Origin of the sequence: Singulisphaera photorubra (assembly GCF_045290345.1) — a bacterium.
Taxonomy (GTDB): Bacteria; Planctomycetota; Planctomycetia; order Isosphaerales; family Isosphaeraceae; genus Singulisphaera.
The window spans coordinates 898,951-917,078 of sequence record NZ_CP155447.1 but is presented as its reverse complement, the minus strand read 5'-3'; the positions used below and the strand labels follow the sequence as shown (position 1 = coordinate 917,078).

Below are 18,128 nucleotides of genomic sequence, written 5' to 3'. Positions count from 1 at the left end.
AGATGAATTGTTGAGTCAGGTTCGCCTGGGATTTGGAAAGAGTCGAAGTAATCGGAGACGATTTTTCCGCGATTTCTGGGTTTCCTGAACCGTTTTCGTCGGCCGCTATTCGAGTTGGTCGACCCGGAGGCGTGGGTTGCTGTAGGATAGCCGTCACCCTGCTCGACCCATTCCGTGAAGACGTGCACAGAACTTTTGATTGCGGCGTCGAGCAGGCTCGAGACAGCGGTTTCATTCAACGGAGCCTCGGTCATGGACTACCTCGGAATCGATGCCCGACCGGACGATGCGATCACTCCCCAGGCAGAGGGGGATCGCGATGGGATGACGGGCCGCCTGGTTTCCGTCGACCTGCTCCGTGGGGCGGTCATGATCCTGATGGCCCTGGACCACGTTCGCGACTACCTGATGGATGTTCGCGTCTCTCCGACCAACCTCGAGGTGGCGACTCCCGCCCTTTTTTTCACGAGGTGGATCACCCACTTCTGCGCCCCGACCTTTATCTTCCTCGCCGGGTCGTCAGCCTTTCTCGCGGGGACGCGGGGCAAGACCCAGGGGCAACTCTCCTTATTCCTGCTCAAGCGGGGGCTCTGGTTGATCCTGCTCGAACAGACCTGGGTCAGCTTTTCCCTCACATTCACCATGCCCAAGGTGATCCTGGCGCTGATCCTCTGGGCGATCGGCTGGTCGATGATCGCGCTGGCAGGGTTGATCTTCCTGCCCAGGGCGCTGGTGGGGGCGATTGGGATCGGCCTGATCGCGTTTCATAACCTGTTCGACGGACTTCGGGTCGAGAGTTCGGGCGTGGGGTCGCTCCTCTGGCGACTGCTCCATGAGCCTGGCTTTGTGCCCTTGGTTGGGGGGATCGGCATTTTGGAGGGGTATCCGCTGATCCCTTGGATTGGCGTCATGGCGGTGGGCTACGCCTTTGGGCCTGTCCTTTTGCTCCCGCCCGACCGGCGGCGAACGATCCTGGTCGCGTTGGGAGTCGGCCTCACCCTGGGATTCGTCGGGCTCAGGGCGTTGAACGTCTACGGCGACCCCCGGCCCTGGACGGTCCAGGCGACCCCGCTCTTGACCCTGATGTCGTTCCTGAACTGTCAGAAGTACCCGCCGTCGCTGCTTTACTTGTTGATGGCTCTCGGGCCGGCGATTCTGGCCCTGGCCTGGCTCGACCGCCTGCCGAGGTTCCTGGCCGGTCCCCTGGCTACTTTTGGGCAGGTCCCTTTGTTCTTCTTCTTGCTGCACCTGCCCGTGGCCCACGGGCTCGGCGTGGCGGTCGCCGCGCTGCGGGGACAGCCGGTCGGCTGGCTCTTCGAGACTGCTCCCTTTCAGTCACCCGAAGGCTACGACAACAGCCTGGCGACGGTTTATTTGTGCTGGGTTGTCGCGATCGTGATCCTCTACTTGCCCTGCCGCTGGTTTGCTGACGTGAAGCGTCGACGCCGCGATTCCTGGCTGAGTTATCTCTGATCGCTTTTCCGCCGGCCGCCGTGGTGGAGTCACTTCCCTGTCCGCCCCGCCGTGACCTACCATGGCAGAGTAGGACGTTGGGCGTTGTGACTGCCGGGGAGGTTTTTGGGAGCAACCTCAAAGAAAAGAGGAGAGCGACCATGGCCCAGATGATGCGAGCGTTCGTGATGAGGGGCATCGGCGAGACCGGCTTCACGGAGAAGCCTATCCCCGAGCCCGGACCCAACGATGCGGTGGTCAAAACGACCAGGGCCCTGATCTGCACGTCGGATGTTCATACGCTGCGGGGCGGCATCGGCGAGCGGAAAAACCTGACGCTGGGGCACGAAGCGGTCGGGGTCATCGCCCGGCTCGGCAGCGAGGTCAAGGGTTTCAAGGAGGGGGACCGAGTGCTGGTCGGGGCGATCACTCCCGATTTCACCTGCGAGAACTGCCAGCGCGGGTTCAGCTCACAGTGCCAACACATGCTCGGCGGTTGGCGATACGCCAACGTCAAGGATGGAGTCTTTGCCGACTACTTTCACGTCAATGACGCCCGGGCCAACCTGACCGCCATCCCGACGACCATCCCCGACGAAGTGGCGGTTTACTGCGCCGATATGCTGTCTACCGGCTTCATGGGGGCCGAGAACGCCGCCATCCCGCTTGGCGGCTCCGTGGCCATCTTTGCGCAAGGGCCGGTGGGGTTAATGGCCACGACCGGCGCCCGGCTGCTGGGCGCGGGGCGGATCATCGCCGTCGAGGGTGTTCCCCGGCGGCAAGAACTGGCAAGACACTTTGGGGCCGACTTCGTCGTGGACCCGTCGGCCGTGGATTCGGTCGAGGAGATCCTTCGACTCACGGACGGTGAGGGCGTCGATTCGGCCATCGAATGCCTCGGGGCCCAGGTGACGTTCGAGGCGTGCGTCAAGGCGACCCGGCCGGGGGGCACGATCTCGGTCGCGGGCTACTTCGGTCATGGCGACTCGGTCGAAATCCCTCGGATCGCCTGGGGCCTGGGGATGGGGGGCAAGACGATCCGGACCGGCCTCTGCCCCGGAGGAAACGTACGGATGGGACGCCTCCTGCGAATGATCGAAGCGGGCCGGGTGGACCCGAGTCCCTTGACCACGCACACGTTCCCGTTTGAGGAGGTGGGGCGAGGGTTACATCTGATGGAGACGAAGGAGGACGGGATGATTAAGCCATTGATCACATTTAATTGATGCGTAAGGGTAGGAGAGCCCGAGCCTCAGTTGTTACGGAACGCCCGCTTCTTTTCACTGTGCATGGCCTTCACCCACAGATTCGGTGGGAGAATCCGAAAAATGAGGTCCGTGTCGGAACTCTCCTCACAGGTGGCGCTCTTGATCCAGCCGTCCTCGATCCAGAGGGTCAATCCCAGGCTGTGGTAGTAGACGGCCATCAGCGAGGTTTCACCGAGGGGTTCCGATTCCTCCTCGGGGCCGAGGAGTGCCCGTGCCTCGTCTCGGCTCAGTGTGAGAATGTCGGAGTCTTTGTAATAAAGATGATCCCAGCAGTTGATCGACGAGATTCTGTCGTCCTCCGTCGAGAGACAGGATTCACGCCCTGGGATTTCGTAGGTGTCCCAGTCCGCATCGGGGCAAGCGGGTTCCAACTTACGGAGCGCGAACCGAGCGATCACGGCGCGTGCTTTGGCCCCGAATTGAAACGGGCCGACCGATTTCCCTGGTATCCACTCCCAAGAGTCAACTGGCATCTGTCACCTCGTTCCCTGACTCTTTGGAGGCCTCTTACGCAAAAAAAGACGACCCTGTGCGGGATTTTCACCAATTCTTGGATGGCTGATTCTACCACTTCTCGCGGCTGAGGTGGGCCTTCACTTTCTGAGGACACGAATGCGGGATTCGCGAAATCGAGGGTGAACTGCCATGATGAGCGGAACTGGCCCGGCCGGGCCGGTCTTTGGATCGTTTGATGAATCGTGGACGATCGGGTCGTGGTGTTCAGGCGTTGGCGATCACCTTGATAAAGGATCGCCGAGCCGGTCGCCGCTGGCTCTGTGATTTTGGGGGCGATTGATGAATGTTTTCAAGCGGTTGGGGATCGAGCCGATCATCAATGCCTCGGGGGCGGTGACGCGGCTCGGCGGGGCGCCGATGTCCCCCTTGGTTTTGGAGGCATTCTGCGCGGCGGCCGGTGAGTCGGTCCCGTTGGAACAGTTGCAAGGAGTGGCTTCGCGGGCGATTGCCGAGGCCACGGGCGCTGAGGCGGGGCTGGTCACGGCGGGGGCGGCGGCGGGGCTGACGCTGGGGGCGGCGGCGATCTTGACCGGGTATGAACTGGGGCGGATGGAGCGGCTACCGCATTGTGATGGGTTTCCGCATGAATTTATTATTGCACGCGAGCAGCGTAATGGCTACGACCATGCGGTGCGCGCGGCGGGAGCGCGGCTGGTTGAGGTCGGGTTTCACGAGCCGATCGCCGGGGCGGGGGTTCGCCGAGCGGAGGCCTGGGAATACGCCAGCGCCATCGGGCCGTTGACGGCCGGCATTCTCTACGTTTATGGCCCGCACTCACGCCCGAGGCTCTCCGAGGTCGTTGCGGTGGCACACCAACATGGACTGAGCGTCCTGGTTGATGCCGCGGGGGAATTGCCGCCGCGAGCTAACCTCCGTGAGATCGTCGCGGCCGGGGCCGACGTCGTGGCCTTCAGTGGTGGCAAGGCGATTCGCGGTCCCCAGGCGACGGGGATCCTCTGCGGCCGGCGCGAACTCGTCGGGTCGGCGGCCTTGCAGATGCTCGATATGGACGACCATTTTGATCTCTGGGAGCCGCCGGACAATTTATTCGATCGGTCGCGGCTGGCCGGCTTGCCCCGGCATGGCATTGGCCGGGGCATGAAGGTCTCCAAGGAGCAGATCGTCGCCTTGCTGACCGCCTTGCGCCTCTTTACCGAAGGGGCGTACGATCGGGACCTGGCGGCCTTTCGCGGCGATCTCGAGCGGGTGGCGGCGGGGTTGGAAGGGGTGGCGCGGACCAGGCTCGTGGACCCGAGTGATGGCGAGAGCCTGCCTGTGCTCGAAATGACTGTCGATGAGGCGGCGTTGGGCCGCTCGGCGCTGGAGGTTTGCCGCCGCCTGCGCAAGGGATCGCCGCCGGTTTATGTGGGGCACGGCCTGCTGGACGAGGGCAAGCTGGTCATCAACCCCCTGCATCTCAACGAGGAGCGGACGACGGCCCTGATTCGGCGGTTGGGCGAAGAGTTGCGCCCCTGAGAAAGTTATCGATCCGGGAACGGTGATGTCGGCACGAGGGTTGCAGAGGTACTTAACTCGGCAATGGGCGCATCGCGGTCCGCTTGCAGCGGGATCCCCGGTGGCACGATCGAGCCTGAGGCCGGGGGAACGTGAGTCGCGTCACCTGCGATCACGATCCGATGACCTTGAACGTACCTCATCCAAGGGACTGACTCTTCAATGGGCACCATCCGTAAGTCGTCCACCTTGAACGACCCGTTCAAGCTCACGATCCTGATCTTCGCGATCGTCGCGTTCATGTATTTCACCGCCGAGGTGCTCAAGCCGCTGGCCTTGTCGATTCTTTTGAGCTTCGCCCTGGCGCCTCCGGTGCATCGGCTGGTGCGGCTCGGGGTGCCGCGCGTCGGCGCAGTCATTCTGACCGTCGTGATGGCGTTGGGTGTGCTCGGGGGGCTTGGCTATGTCGTTGGAGAGCAGTTGACCTCGTTGGCCAATAAGCTGCCCGAGTTCCAGGGGAACATCGAGAGGAAGCTCGACAGCGTGGTCAAGCCGGGGCAACCGTCGACTGCCGAGAAGTTGACGAAGATGTCCGACCGGGTCATGGCGAAACTCGATAAGCCGTCGGCCGCGAAAGTGGACACCTCCTCCTCAGACTCGGAAGCGACAACGTCGAACAAGATCCCGAGAGTGGTCGTGGTCTCCGAACCGTCGTTCCAGGAGCGGCTCCGGTCGACCACCGGCCCTTACCTGGAATTCCTCGGGGTCGGCAGCTTTGTCTTGATCTTGGTGCTGTTCATCCTGATGGGACACGAGGATCTCAGCGACCGGATCGTGAGTCTCTTCGGAGATCGGCAGGTGAGTCTGACGACCCGGACGACGGAGGAGATCGGTCAGCGAATCAGCCGCTACCTGGCGACGTTCGCCTTGATGAATTCGGCCTTCGGGCTGGTGATCGGCGTGGGCCTGGCGTTGATCGGCGTTCCCTACGCGGTGCTCTGGGGATGCCTGGCGGCGTTGACGCGGTTCATCCCCTACGTGGGGCCTGCCGTGGCGTTCATTCTCCCCCTGGTTTTCTCGTTCGCCTATTTCCCGGGCTGGTGGGAGCCGCTCCTGGTCATCGCTCTCTATGCCGTGCTCGAGACGATACTGAACAGTTTTCTGGAGCCGATCATTTACGGCAAGACGACCGGGGTCTCAGCGCTCGGCCTCCTGGTGGCCGCGATGTTCTGGACCTGGCTCTGGGGAACGCTCGGCCTTCTCCTTTCCACCCCCTTGACGGTCTGCCTGGCGGTGATCGGTAAGTACGTGCCCGGCCTCCGCTTCTTCGCCACCATGCTCGGCGAGGAGGCGGAACTCGACCCGCATGTGCGGTTCTATCAGCGGCTCGTTTCCCTGGACCGGGAAGGGGCGGTTGAATTCGTCGAAGAGGCGCTGAAGAAGTGGCCTCGCGCGGAAGTCTTCGACCGGATTCTGGTTCCCACCCTGATGCTGGCCGAGCGCGACGCGGCTCGGGACGATCTCGAAGAGCGGCTGCAAGCGTTCATCTGGCAGGTCATCGGTGAGATCGTCGAAAACCTCGAAGGGGTGACGGAGCTGACTCTGCAGTCGATGACCCCTGCCCCGCCGAACGGCGCCGCCCCGGGCGCCGCGAACGAGGCGACCGCCCCCTCGGCCGTCGAGCTCATGGGCGTGGCGGTGGTCGACACCTCGGACGTGCTTGTCCTGAAGATGCTCGGCCAGTTGCTCGCTCCGTCGGGATGCCATCTTGAGATCGTCGCGGACGCCGGATCTCCCCTCCAGGTCGTCGAGCAAGTGGCGGAACGGAACCCGGAACTCGTCGTCCTGTCCCACGTACCGCCCGAAGGGCTGGCTCAGTCTCGCTACCTGGTCAGCCGGCTCCGCGCTCAATCCAGCGCTCTGCCGGTTGTGGTCGGCCGCTGGGGCGAGACCGGGGGAGCCGCGGCCGCGGCCGAGCGCTTGACGAACGTCGGTGCGACCCACGTCGTCTTCACGCTGGCCGATGCTCGCGACCGGATCCTGGCCAAAGTCTTTCCCGCCGCCGAGGAAGGTCTGAGCTCGGCCGGCGTCACCCAGGTCAAGACGGCCGTGGCCGTCTCGACGCCGGCATGATGAGCGGGCATTGAGCCCGCTTCCGCGGTGGAAATCAGGTCGATTTGGGGTCACCGGTCAGCGCTCGCAGGGCGCTTTCGGTGGCCTCGAGCGTTTGGTCGATATCGGCCTCGCTGTGCGCGAAGCTGATGCTCCCTTGCTTGACGATGACCGGGAAGTGATAGATCCCGCGCTCGATCAGAGCACGGCGGTAGCGAGCGTCGAACGCCGCGTCGTGGTGGTCGAGGATGTCCCACCAATCCGACGGCTCCACGGTCGAGAAGTAGACGCAACTGGCGCTTCCGACGCGGCTGATGACCACCGGAATGCCATAGCGATTGAACAAGTCTCGCTGCCCGGCCTCGAGCCGCTGGGCCAGCCCTTCGAGCTTGTCGTAGACCCGTTGCGCGGGGTCCATCAGTTTTTTGAGGCAGGCGATTGCCGCGGCGACCGGTACGGGGTGGCAGTTGTAGGTGCCGGCGATCAGGATTCGCTTGGTGGGGTCGGGGCTCGTCGCCAGGTCCATCAAGGCCGACTTGCCCGCCATCGCGGCCAGCGGGAAGCCGTTGGCGACCGCCTTGCCGTAGGTGGAGAGGTCGGCCGTCACTCCGGCCAGCGCCTGGTACCCGCCGAGGCTGGAACGGAACCCGGTTTTCACCTCGTCGAAGATCAGCACGAAGCCGTAGCGATCGGCCAGGTCGCGGAGCCCCTGCAAGTAGCCCGGCTTCGGCTTGACCACGCCGATGTTCTGGAGCACCGGTTCGGTAATCAACGCAGCGAGTTCACCACGCTTGGCGACGTGCTCCACGGCTGCCAGGTCGTTGAACGGCACGGCGTGAGTCAGCGCTCGCTCGACCGGGGGAATCCCGGCCGAGAAGGGGACGGTCGGATACTCGTCACCGTGAATGGCGACCCCGCCGAGTTGTTCGCGGGTGCTCATCAGGTTCGTGGCCACCGCGTTGTGGTGGCCGTTATAACCCCCTTGCATCTTGATGATATGCGACCGGCCGGTCCAGGCGCGGGCCACGCGGATCGCCTGCGAGGTGGCTTCCGAGCCGGTGTTGAAGAACTGGACCTTCTCGGCATGGGGGACGGCTTTGAGGAAGAGTCGGGCGAGTTCTCCCTCTTCCAGGGTCGGGCCGGACCCGTAGTTTGAGAGGCCGTTGCGCATCGCTTCGATCACCGCGGCGTTCTGGTCCTCATCGCCATGGCCGAGGATGTAGGGGGCGAAGCCGGCATGGTAGTCAATATATTCATGACCGTCGATGTCCCAGAGCCGCGACCCCTTGGCGCGAACGAACGCGATGACGGGATCCGCCTTGCGATTGAGCGAAGCGAGTCCGCCAGGGACGAGCCGGGCGTTGTCCGCCAGAAGTTTCTCGGATTTCGGCCAATTCATTTCTACAGATTCCCAAGGTCACAAGGGCGACAGGTCGAGCCAAGGCTTTCCAATCTTACCGACCTTGCGGGGCATTGACAGCTACCCGGCGGGATGATTGGGACTCATGGCCCACGCTTGCGGGAAAATCGGCATGCTGGGCACGCCTGGGTTGAATCGGTTGTCCGTACCAATATAGGATCACTGGACTTCAAGCGAGGAACGGATCGACTCTCGTCCAGGAGATCAATCATGCGCTGGATTGGCTTTTACGCTCTCATTTCGATCATCGTCGCAACGCCTGGGCTGGCAGCTGAGCCTGTTGCGGCCCCGGCCGGTCGGGTTGAACCGTTTGTGGATACTCGGTTGATCGACCTGATGCGCGGGGTTTCACTCCGGTTGTGCGAACCAAGGGATGAGGGACCGGTCCTCGCCTTCGACAAGCCGTGGGAGGGGGGCTTCTCGGGCTATTGCACGGTCATTCACGACGGCGACAAGTATCGGGCTTACTACCGAGGGAAGGCGATCGCCAAGAAGGATGGGGTCGGTGAGGTCACCTGCGTGGCCGATTCCCAGGATGGGATCCACTGGACCAAGCCGGAACTCGGGCTGGTTGAGGTCGAGGGCCGTCGCGACAACAACGTGGTGCTGGCCGTGGGTGGGCTGTCGCACAACTTCAGTCCGCTTCTGGACACGAACCCGGCGGCCCCGGCCGACCAACGCTACAAAGCGCTGGGGGGGACGATGGAGACGGGCCTGGTTGCGTTCGTTTCGGCCGACGGGCTTCAATGGAAGAAGTTGCAGGACAAGCCCGTGCTGACCAAGAGCATGGTTGCTTTTCCGTACATGTTCGACTCGCAGAACCTGGCGTTCTGGTCGCCCGCGGAAGGGAAATACCTGGCGTTCTTCCGGGTCTTCGAAGGTAAGGTGCGGCGGATCTGTCGGGCGGAGAGTACGGACTTCGTGAACTGGAAAGCGATCCAGTTGATGGAGTACAAGGACGCCAACGGCCGCCCTGCCCCGATCGAGCATCTCTACACGAACCAGACTCAACCCTACTTTCGCGCACCGCACCTCTACATCGCGACCGCCGCTCGCTTCATGCCCGGCCGTCAGGTCCTGAGTGCCGAGGAGGCGAAAGCGATCGACGTCAATCCGAACTATTTCAAGGATACGTCCGACGCGATCTTCATGACGAGCCGCGGCGGCAACATCTACGACCGCGCCTTTCTAGGCGCGTTCATCCGTCCGGGCATTGGTGCGCGGAACTGGGTCTCGCGGACCAATTATCCGGCCTTGAATCTCGTGCAGACCGGACCGACCGAGATGTCGGTCTACACGAATCAGGACTATGCCCAGCCGTCCGCTCACCTCCATCGCTACAGCCTGCGGCTTGACGGCTTCGCATCGGTCCGGGCGCCCTACGAAGGGGGCGAAATGGTCATGAAGCCGCTGGACTTCCAGGGCAAGCGTCTCTTGCTCAACTTCGCGACCTCGGCCGCGGGGGGGATTCGCGTCGAGATCCAGGACGCGAATGGCCAACCGATCCCCGGTTTCACCCTGGCTGAGAGCGTCGAATCCATCGGCAACGAGATCGAACGCCCCGCACGCTGGAAGAACGGCAGCGACCTCGGCTCACTCACCGGCAAAGCGGTCCGGTTTCGCTTTGTGATGAAAGATGCCGATCTCTACGCCATTCAGATGGCCGAGAGGTGAACGCCATGAAGGAGGAACTGCCTCGGCCGAGTCGTGCGGGCGGCCCGGCCGTGAATGGGGATCAAATGGGTGTGGGGATTGAATGGAAACGCCTTTCGTGTTGGCCTTGGCGAATCGTCTCGTTTCCCGTTCATGGCCAACTCGAGACTGGGGGTTGCAGAACGACGGGGATGTTTCGAGGGGCTTTGGTGGCAGTTGGCGAGGGCTGCATGATCCCTCGCAAGTTGGAGCAACCACTCGAAGTGGCGGCAAAAACAACAAGAGTGGCAATAGTAATGATTGTTCGCATGACGGAGTCCTGGTTGACCAGGTAGGCTTTACGTCTTCGGGCCGTATCGGCAACTGGATGAGCAGGGACAGGCCCACTGTCCGGATCTTCAGGAGAGCAATCGGCGTACCGATCGAATGTCGTATCGGGAGGGTTTCATTAGAATTCTCGCTTGATGTAATCGTCAAGAGCCCGACAGAACCCCTCGGTGGTCGCCTCGATCGGTTGGGCCTCGGCATGGGCCGCGGTCAACTTGGCGAGGGCGGACCGGTGCTCCTGATAGAGAGCGGCCGGGGTCAATGTGGGAAACGATCGTTTATAAATACCGGCTTTGGGTTTGTCCTTCAAGTCGGGCGTCGTGGAGGTTGTCAGGCTCCCTCCGCCCGCCAGTGGGGTGACGAACTCGAAGGCGAACTGGCCGAGCGTGCCGACGGCGATGGCGGCGAATGTGTCGCCTGATGGGCCGGCGTAGCCGCGGAGGTAGAGTTCGCCGAATCGGTTGCAATGGACGTCGCCGAGCCGGGTGAACTTCAGGTTGGTGAAGGCCCGGTCGATTGGCCAGAGCTTCTCTGTCGGGGTTGGCGGCATGTCTTCCTGCTCGCAGGGGCCGCAGAGAGTGTCCAGGGCGTCGAGAAAGCCGACATTCATTTTCGACCAGTCGGCACTTCGGAAAATGGCTCGCTCGGTCTCGAGAATGATGTCGCCGCCTTCAGGCGCGGCGAACGCTTTCGCCAGTGACTTCTCGACCTCCTGGATCGCGGTTTCCCACTCTTGATGACTCACCTCATCCTGTTGCTGACCGCCGATTGTGTTCCAGGGGCCGGCCTCGAATCGTTTACGGAAGACCATCATCATCGTCGTCATGGCTTCATCCCGACTGGCCGCCGTGACCGATTTCCCTTTGACTCGCGGAAGGGCCCCCGCATCCACAAACCAGTCGGTGCCGCGCGCGAGTTCCAAGACCCCCCGCGCATCCTGCTCGCTCGGCATCACGAACGATGGCTTGGGTTGGTCGATCTGCCGGCAGATTTCCATCGCGGCGAGGAAGTCGGCCGGGTTTGCCGCGACGGACGAGTGGGTCAACAGGAATGTGCCCTGATCGGTCAGCGAGCCGAGGTAGCGTTGATCGCCGGCCTGGAGGGACGCGTCGTCGGAGTCGTCCTCCGGCATCCGGCCCGCGATGAATTCAATGGTCGTTCCGGCGGGAGCGGCGGCGATCGCCTGGCAGAGTTCGCGGTACGTGGAAACGCGTCTTCCGGGCGGGTTCCAGGTGATCTCGATGTAGGTCTGGGCACCTCGGCGATGAACCTCCACCGACCCGTCGGTCCGAGGCAAGCGGAGGCGGGTTCCGGCTTTGGGGACGATCAAGAGGTCCGTCTCGGAGTCGGTCTCGCAAAACCAGGGCAAGAGCCAGAACCGGGCCAGGTCGTCCACCGGCAGCTCGATCGGCCCTCCCGCGATCAACTCGGCGCGAGGAACGGTTGCGTACAACGATCGCGACCGATCGAACGACCCGACGGATCCAGCCTCCGGGCCAACCTGCCACGCGCTGTCCTCGGTCCCAAACGCCTTGCCCAGAGACAGGGTGTCGAGGAACTGGGGAAGCACGTTGAAGGGGCCGAGCCGCTCCCCCGGCGAGCATGCCTTGCCGCTCAGGACGCGGCGGGCCTGATCGCCGTCACCGAAATCGTCCCGCGCGTTGATCCAGGCCCCGACTCGCTTTGCCTGGGCTTTCTTGACGGCGTCCAGGCTCTTCAGGCGAGTGCTGCTGGTCCCGCTCCCCTTCCCAACCTCCTCCTTCATGGTCTGGAAGTCCTCCGGCACGGTGGCGTCGAGCTCGTCGAGCAAATCCTCGAGCGGCTGGGTCGGTGGCCGGTAGAAATCATGGTGGAAGGCCAGATGCAGAGGCTCCTGCTTGGGCGAATAGAGGCTGATCCGCCAGGACCTGTCCGCCTCGCCTCGGATCACCAGGAACGGTCGCCGCGCCTTGCCGAGCGGCTCTCGCTCTGCCTGGGCGATCCATCGCTCTTCCTCCACGACGGTCGGGTCGAACCGTAACCAGGCCCACGAGTGAGACGAGGCGAATCGTTCCTCCGGGAGGGTGGGGAAGAGATCGGCCAGGGCGAAAGCATCAAGTCCGTTCACGGCAATCAAACCAATTCGGTGGTCCATGGTTGCCTCGCTCCGCGCCGAGTGAAGAGGTACGTCGGATCTGACAGTCGGGGCCTGCAAAAAGAGTCTACGATTGTGATTGGAAATGTGACACAAGTCGTAAATGTTATGGAATAGAGACTTAGGGATTACTGAATGGATTGGTCGATCATGGCGATTGTGACTCGGGCGGGTTGGTGAGAGAAAATAGTCCGGTGGCAGCCGATTCCCTGCCTCTTCAACTCCGGCCACGATCTGCGATAATACGTCCCCAATGCTCTCGAACGACGCTGCACTGAAAAAGGGAAATGAGCCTCATGGTTATGTCGACCTCGTCCGGGACCCAGACCATCCCCCTTGAAGAGGTGCCGACGCCGGCGCTGGTGGTCGATGCCGTGATCGCCAGGCGGAACATTGATCGCATGGCCGGCTACGTGGCCGAGCATGGGCTCAAACTTCGTCCGCATACCAAGACGCACAAGAGTCGGACGATTGCCCGGCTCCAGATCGACGCGGGGGCGGTCGGCTTGACGGTGGCGAAGGTCGGCGAGGCGGAGCAGATGGCCGAGGCCTGCGACGACCTCTTGATGGCCTACCCGGCCGTCGATCGGGCGCGTTGTGACCGACTGGCTCAGCTTGCGCACACGAAGACGGTGCGCGTGGCGATCGACTCCGCGTTCGCCCTTGAGTCGCTGGCCGGGGCGGCGGTGGCGGCCGGGAGCACGATTGGCTTGCTCGTCGATCTCGACGTCGGGATGGGACGGACCGGGGTGGCGAACCCGGATGAGGCCCTGGCGCTGGCCCGGTTGATCGCCGGCCGGCCCGGTGTTCGGCTCGATGGCCTCATGTGCTATCCCGGCCAGGTCTGGGAACCGGCCGACCAGCAGGCGAAACCGCTGGCGGCCGTGGCAGCCAAGCTACAAGAGACGATCGACCTCTGGGCGAAGCATGGTCTGGAGGCTGCGATCGTCTCCGGTGGATCGACCCCCGCCGCGTTTCAGTCACACCTGGTCCCCCCGTTGACCGAGATCCGTCCCGGGACGTATGTCTTCAATGACATGAACACGGTACGTGGTGGCTATTGCACGCCCGACGACTGTGCGGCCCGGATCGTCTGCACGGTCATCAGCGATGCGGTGAAGGGCCAGGTGGTGATCGACGGGGGAACGAAGACGTTCACCAGTGACGCCTGCATCCCTGCTCGCGACAGCGGGCACGGCCTGATCGTCGAATACCCGGGGGCCAAGATCACCCGACTCAGTGAGGAGCACGGGCAAGTCGACGTCACACTCTGTGACGTCCGGCCCAAGGTGGGCGAGCGGATCAGTGTGATTCCGAACCACATCTGCCCATGCGTTAATCTTCAAGACCGATTCTGGTGGCTCGAGGGGCGAGCGCTTCGCCCGATTACCGTCGACGCCCGAGGGAAACTTTCATGATCATCGACGTTCACAGTCATGCCTGGCAGTACCCGCTCCACTTCAACGACGACTTTCGCCGCCAGGCCTGCCGGGCGCGAGCGGGCGTCGAGGTCGACCTCACGGTCCGGTTCGAAGACTACCTCGCCTCGACGCAGCCGGGAGCCAAGGCCATTGTCTTCGGTGGCAAGGCGAAGCTGAGCGGGCTCTGGGTCGACGACCAGTACGTCGCCCGTTACGTCAACGCTCATCCCGAGATGCTGATCGGCTTCCTCTCCGTCGACCCCACCCAGGAGGGCTGGGAAGCGGAGATGGAGCAAGGCCACCAGGATCTCGGTCTTCGAGGGATCAAGCTGCTGTCGATGTACGCGGGATTCCGGCCCGATGAACCAAGGCTCGACCCACTCTGGCGCTATGCGACGCGGCACAACCTCCCCGTCTTGCTCCACACCGGCACGACCTTCATCGCGCAAGCCCCTCTGGAGTGTACGCTTCCCCGCCACCTCGACGCCGTCGCGATCCGCTTCCCGGACGTGAAGATCATCATGGCGCACCTCTCGCATCCGTATGAGGGGGAATGCATCGCGACCATCCGCAAGCACCCGAACGTCTACGCCGACGTCAGCGCGTTGCACTATCGGCCGTTTCAGCTCTATCAGAGCCTGATGCTCGTGCAGGAATATGGCGTCTGGGAGAAGCTCCTCTTCGGGAGCGACTACCCATTCACCACCGTCAATGCCTCGATCGACGGCCTCCGCAAGCTCAACGCCATGACCCAGGGGACCGGCTTGCCAAAACTGAACGAACAGGCGATCGAGGCGATGATCGAACGGGACGCACTCGGCATCCTGGGACTCGCCTGAACAGGAGGATCTCGCCACAAAACCGAGGGTTTTCGCTGTTCTTGCCCTGGGTTGATTGGCAGTAGCACGGCCGGCCCGGCCGTAATTTTCCCCGAGTTCGCCGCGAGAGGGGGATTCGGCCGGGCCGGAATTCCATCGCGATTCTCGCCCTGTCGCGGATCATTAATTTTGTTTTGTAGAAGCGTTTGGACGTTGGGATTGGATTTTGCGTGATCTCCGTGCGTTCCGTGGTTGAGATCCCTTGGATTATGATGAGAAGACCGCACTTTCCCGGATAAGGAAAAATTTATATTCCGCTCATCAGGGCTTCAGGTCCGTTCGCTAAGATCGGTCGTCGCCGGTGGAACTCCTTGCACCATCGGCGCTCAATTTTTCGTGCCTCAAGTCAAACGGAGGATGATGATGAACCGATTTGCGCGCTGGACGGCTCTGTCGGGACTCGTTGGCACCCTGGTGCTGGGCGCGGCGGCCGGAGCTGACGAGGAGAATATCCCCGTCGACAAGCTGCCCGCGGCCGTGCTCAAGGCAGCCAAGGCCAAGTTTCCCAAGGCGAAGATCGAGGAAGCGGCCAAGGAGGTCGAGGATGGGGTGACCACCTACGAAGTCTCGCTGAAGGTCGAGGGGCATGGCATTGATCTGACGCTCAAGCCGGACGGCACGATCGTGGAGATCGAGAAGGAAATCGCCGCCGACACGTTGCCCGAGGCGGTGAAAGCAACCTTGGCGGCGAAGTATCCCAACGAGAAAATCAAGAAGGCGGAGGAAATCACCCAGGGAGAAAATGGCCCCATCAGCTATGAGGTTGACCTTGGGTCGGTGGAAGTCGTCCTGGACGCCAAGGGGAAGATCGTCAAAACTGAAAACGACGATGATGATGAGAAAGAGGCGAAGCCGGCCAAGGGCAAGTGATTGAAAGCGAAGGAGCTAGAGCGGTTTGAGGATGCGTTGCACACGGTGGTTGTTCTCAAGACTCAGGAGCACGTGCGGAAACGGGGACTGGCTCCGGAGCGCAGCGGAGGTGCCTGTCCCCCTTTCCGCCGAGGCCGCCCGTGACGGCCCGGAAAATGGGGACAGGCACCCGGCCGCCAGGTCGTCCGGAAAAGCCGAGCATGGAGCGGGCCGGGAGCCAGTCCCCGTTTTCCTCCCACCGTGCGCAATGCGATCGTAAACCGCTCTAAGAGCCGAGCGGCGGGCTTGCCCCTCTCGCCCGGTGAAGTTGCGAAGGATTCCAAAGATAGGCCCCTCCGCGGGGTGAGCGGGGATACGGCTGACTGGCTGGGTGGGCAGTGGGAAGGGCGGTTTCGTCGGCATGGATACGCGCATCTTGGTGGTTGAAGACGACTTTGAAATTGCCGATTCGTTGATCCGTGGCTTGAGCGAAGAGGGGTACGTGGTCGAACACGCCCCGGACGGTGATATCGCCAGGGTGGCGCTTCTGGATCTGAATTGGGACTTGATTCTCCTCGACTGGTGGCTCCCCGGGCCTGATGGCCTGACTCTGCTCAAACGATTCCGCCAGTCGGGGGGTGAGTCGCCGGTCCTCTTCCTGACGGCGCGCGACGCGGTCTCCGACCGGGTTCGCGGCCTGGACGGTGGGGCCGACGACTACCTCTGCAAGCCGTTCAGCTTTGAGGAGCTCCTGGCCCGTGTCCGTGCCTTGGTCCGCCGGGGTGGGCCCGGAGTCGGCGGGGTGTTGAAGTACGGCGATGTGCGGCTTGACGCGATCTCAGGGCGGTCGGAGCGGGCGGGAAAGCCACTTGATCTGACCCCCAAGGAGCAGGCTCTCCTCGTCTACTTCCTGAGACATCCAGGACAGGTTTTGTCACGCACCCGAATTTATGATCATGTTTGGGACGAGAGTTTTGACGGTCTCTCCAACACCTTGGAGGTCCACGTCAAGGAACTCCGACGCAAGCTGGAATCGCAGAATGGGATTCGGCTGATCCACACGCTACGGGGCCGGGGCTACCTCTTCGGCGAATCGCCCCGAGGCTCGGAAGGAACACCATGAGCCTTGCCTCCCGGCTCTCCGCGTCGTTCCTGGCCGCGCTCGCGATCGTCCTGATCGGCTTCTCCGCGGCTCTCGGCGGGTTGGCGGTCCACCACCTCCATCGCCTGATCGATGAGCGGCTCGACGCAGCGCTGACGACCCTGGCGGCGGCCGCCGAGGTCGGCCCTGAGGGGGTTGAGTGGGAACCCGACGAACGCGTGCTCGGCGTGGGTCTGGAGGCGGGGGCCGACCAGCTTCGCTGGGTCGTCCGCGACGCGGGCGGGCGGCTGATCGACCGGTCGCCCAATCTGAACCCCCGCCGGCTCTCGCTCGAACTGGCCGAGGGACCCACCTCCGGCCGGTTCACGGGGCCTGACGGCCGCCCCTGGATGGTGAAGTCGAGGCGGCTAGCCGTTCCCGAAGCGCTCCAGGAGCCGGTGGATCCGTCCAAAACGCCCGTCGCCGGGAGACATTCCGCGTTGATCTTGGTTGCCTACGCCCCCCTGGGGCCGACGGAGGCGACACTGAACCGGCTTGGGCTGACCCTGATCGTCCTGTCGACGGTCCTCTGGCTCGCGGCCGCCGCGGTCAATCGCAGGCTCTGCCGCCGTGGGTTGGCTCCCTTGACGGCGATGGCGATGGCCGCGCGCGATGCCGACGCGGAGGATCGCCATGAGCGTTTGCCCGTCCCGAACACAGGGGACGAGCTCGAAGACCTCGGTCAGGCGTTCAACGGTCTGCTCGATCGCTTGCACGAAACGCTCCAGCAACAGCGCCGATTTACCGGCGACGCCTCACACCAGTTGCGCACCCCCCTGGCGGGACTGCTCGGCCAGGTGGACGTCGTGCTCCGCCGCGACCGGCCTCCCGAGGAATACCGCCGCGTGCTCGGGATCGTTCGCCATAAGGCGGTCCACCTCCAGCAGATCATCGAGAGTCTGCTCTTTCTGGCGAGGACCGAGGCGGAGGCCGGCCGGCCGGAACCGGAGGTCATCGACCTGGCGGCCTGGGTGTCCGAGCACCTTGAGGGGTGGTCAGGCCATGCGCGAGGGGCGGATTTGAAGGGGGAAGCGTCATGCCCCGGCCCGCTCTGGGTGCGGGTCCACCCTCTCTTGCTCGCCCAGGCGGTCGATAACCTGCTCGACAACGCCTGTAAATATGGTCCTCCGAATACCTCGATCATCGTTCGGACGGGGCGGCAAGCCGGGCTTGCCTCGCTCGCCGTGGAGGACCAGGGTGAAGGCCTCTCGACCGAAGGACAGGCCAGGGCCTTCGAACCCTTCTACCGAGCCCCTGAGGCCGCGCGCCACGACCAGCGAGGGGTCGGGCTGGGCCTGGCCGTGGCCCGAAGGATCGTCACGGCATTTGGCGGCACCCTCTCCGCGCAAGGGGACTTGGGACAAGGAAGCCGCTTCACGATCGAACTGCCCATGTCGTTTGTTCCCCCCACGCGTGATGAAGTCCCGGCGGATCCGCCGTCGGAACTTGCGGCGGAGTCTGTGTCTGATTGACGGGGCAATTCGCTTTTCCCATGGCGAGGC

13 protein-coding genes are annotated in these 18,128 nt (G+C 63.2%); 10 read left to right on the top strand and 3 right to left on the bottom strand.

Annotated features, from left to right (window positions below):
* Positions 1-252 precede the first annotated feature (252 nt).
* On the top strand, positions 253-1,473 hold the full coding sequence (locus V5E97_RS03495) for an acetyltransferase domain-containing protein (RefSeq protein ID WP_406697892.1): 1,221 nt from the start codon (positions 253-255) through the stop codon (positions 1,471-1,473).
* Positions 1,474-1,625: 152 nt separating this feature from the next.
* On the top strand, positions 1,626-2,678 hold the full coding sequence (locus V5E97_RS03490) for an NAD(P)-dependent alcohol dehydrogenase (RefSeq protein ID WP_406701118.1): 1,053 nt from the start codon (positions 1,626-1,628) through the stop codon (positions 2,676-2,678).
* Positions 2,679-2,704: 26 nt separating this feature from the next.
* Here V5E97_RS03490 and V5E97_RS03485 read toward each other — a convergent pair whose 3' ends face one another.
* On the bottom strand, positions 2,705-3,193 hold the full coding sequence (locus V5E97_RS03485; protein WP_406697891.1) for a hypothetical protein: 489 nt from the start codon (positions 3,191-3,193) through the stop codon (positions 2,705-2,707).
* A gap of 322 nt (positions 3,194-3,515) precedes the next feature.
* On the opposite strand from V5E97_RS03485, the gene V5E97_RS03480 reads away from it, so the two are divergent.
* Both V5E97_RS03480 and V5E97_RS03475 read left to right on the top strand, forming a co-directional pair.
* Positions 3,516-4,712: an aminotransferase class V-fold PLP-dependent enzyme gene (locus V5E97_RS03480; protein WP_406697889.1), complete on the top strand. Its 1,197-nt coding sequence runs from the start codon at positions 3,516-3,518 to the stop codon at positions 4,710-4,712.
* A gap of 201 nt (positions 4,713-4,913) precedes the next feature.
* The gene (locus V5E97_RS03475; RefSeq protein WP_406697888.1) at positions 4,914-6,824 is read left to right on the top strand and encodes an AI-2E family transporter; all 1,911 of its coding nucleotides are present in this window, start codon (positions 4,914-4,916) and stop codon (positions 6,822-6,824) included.
* A 34-nt stretch (positions 6,825-6,858) separates the two neighbouring features.
* Here the strand turns inward: V5E97_RS03475 and V5E97_RS03470 are convergent, their stop codons facing one another.
* Positions 6,859-8,202 carry an aspartate aminotransferase family protein gene (locus V5E97_RS03470; RefSeq protein WP_406697887.1) on the bottom strand — a complete coding sequence of 448 codons (1,344 nt, stop codon included), beginning with the start codon at positions 8,200-8,202 and terminating at the stop codon, positions 6,859-6,861.
* 231 nt (positions 8,203-8,433) lie between these two features.
* Between V5E97_RS03470 and V5E97_RS03465 the strand changes: the two genes are divergently transcribed.
* Positions 8,434-9,897: a hypothetical protein gene (locus tag V5E97_RS03465; protein ID WP_406697886.1), complete on the top strand. Its 1,464-nt coding sequence runs from the start codon at positions 8,434-8,436 to the stop codon at positions 9,895-9,897.
* A gap of 427 nt (positions 9,898-10,324) precedes the next feature.
* Here the strand turns inward: V5E97_RS03465 and V5E97_RS03460 are convergent, their stop codons facing one another.
* On the bottom strand, positions 10,325-12,337 hold the full coding sequence (locus V5E97_RS03460; RefSeq protein ID WP_406697885.1) for a hypothetical protein: 2,013 nt from the start codon (positions 12,335-12,337) through the stop codon (positions 10,325-10,327).
* A gap of 296 nt (positions 12,338-12,633) precedes the next feature.
* Here V5E97_RS03460 and V5E97_RS03455 point away from each other — a divergent pair, with 296 nt between their 5' ends.
* From V5E97_RS03455 to V5E97_RS03435, 5 genes are all read left to right on the top strand, one after another.
* The gene (locus V5E97_RS03455) at positions 12,634-13,755 is read left to right on the top strand and encodes an alanine racemase (protein ID WP_406697884.1); all 1,122 of its coding nucleotides are present in this window, start codon (positions 12,634-12,636) and stop codon (positions 13,753-13,755) included.
* Entirely contained in the window at positions 13,752-14,597 is an 846-nt protein-coding gene (locus tag V5E97_RS03450; protein ID WP_406697883.1) for an amidohydrolase family protein, read from the top strand. Before V5E97_RS03455 ends, V5E97_RS03450 begins: the two co-directional genes overlap by 4 nt.
* A 402-nt stretch (positions 14,598-14,999) precedes the next feature.
* Positions 15,000-15,506, top strand: a complete 507-nt coding sequence (locus V5E97_RS03445; RefSeq protein WP_406697882.1) for a PepSY-like domain-containing protein — start codon at positions 15,000-15,002, stop codon at positions 15,504-15,506.
* 400 nt (positions 15,507-15,906) lie between these two features.
* A complete protein-coding gene (locus V5E97_RS03440) occupies positions 15,907-16,608 on the top strand; it encodes a response regulator transcription factor (RefSeq protein WP_406697881.1) in 702 nt (233 codons plus the stop codon).
* Complete coding sequence (locus tag V5E97_RS03435; protein ID WP_406697879.1) at positions 16,605-18,098, top strand: sensor histidine kinase; 1,494 nt, start codon at positions 16,605-16,607, stop codon at positions 18,096-18,098. The genes V5E97_RS03440 and V5E97_RS03435 overlap by 4 nt, the downstream gene beginning before the upstream one ends.
* Positions 18,099-18,128: the final 30 nt, after the last annotated feature.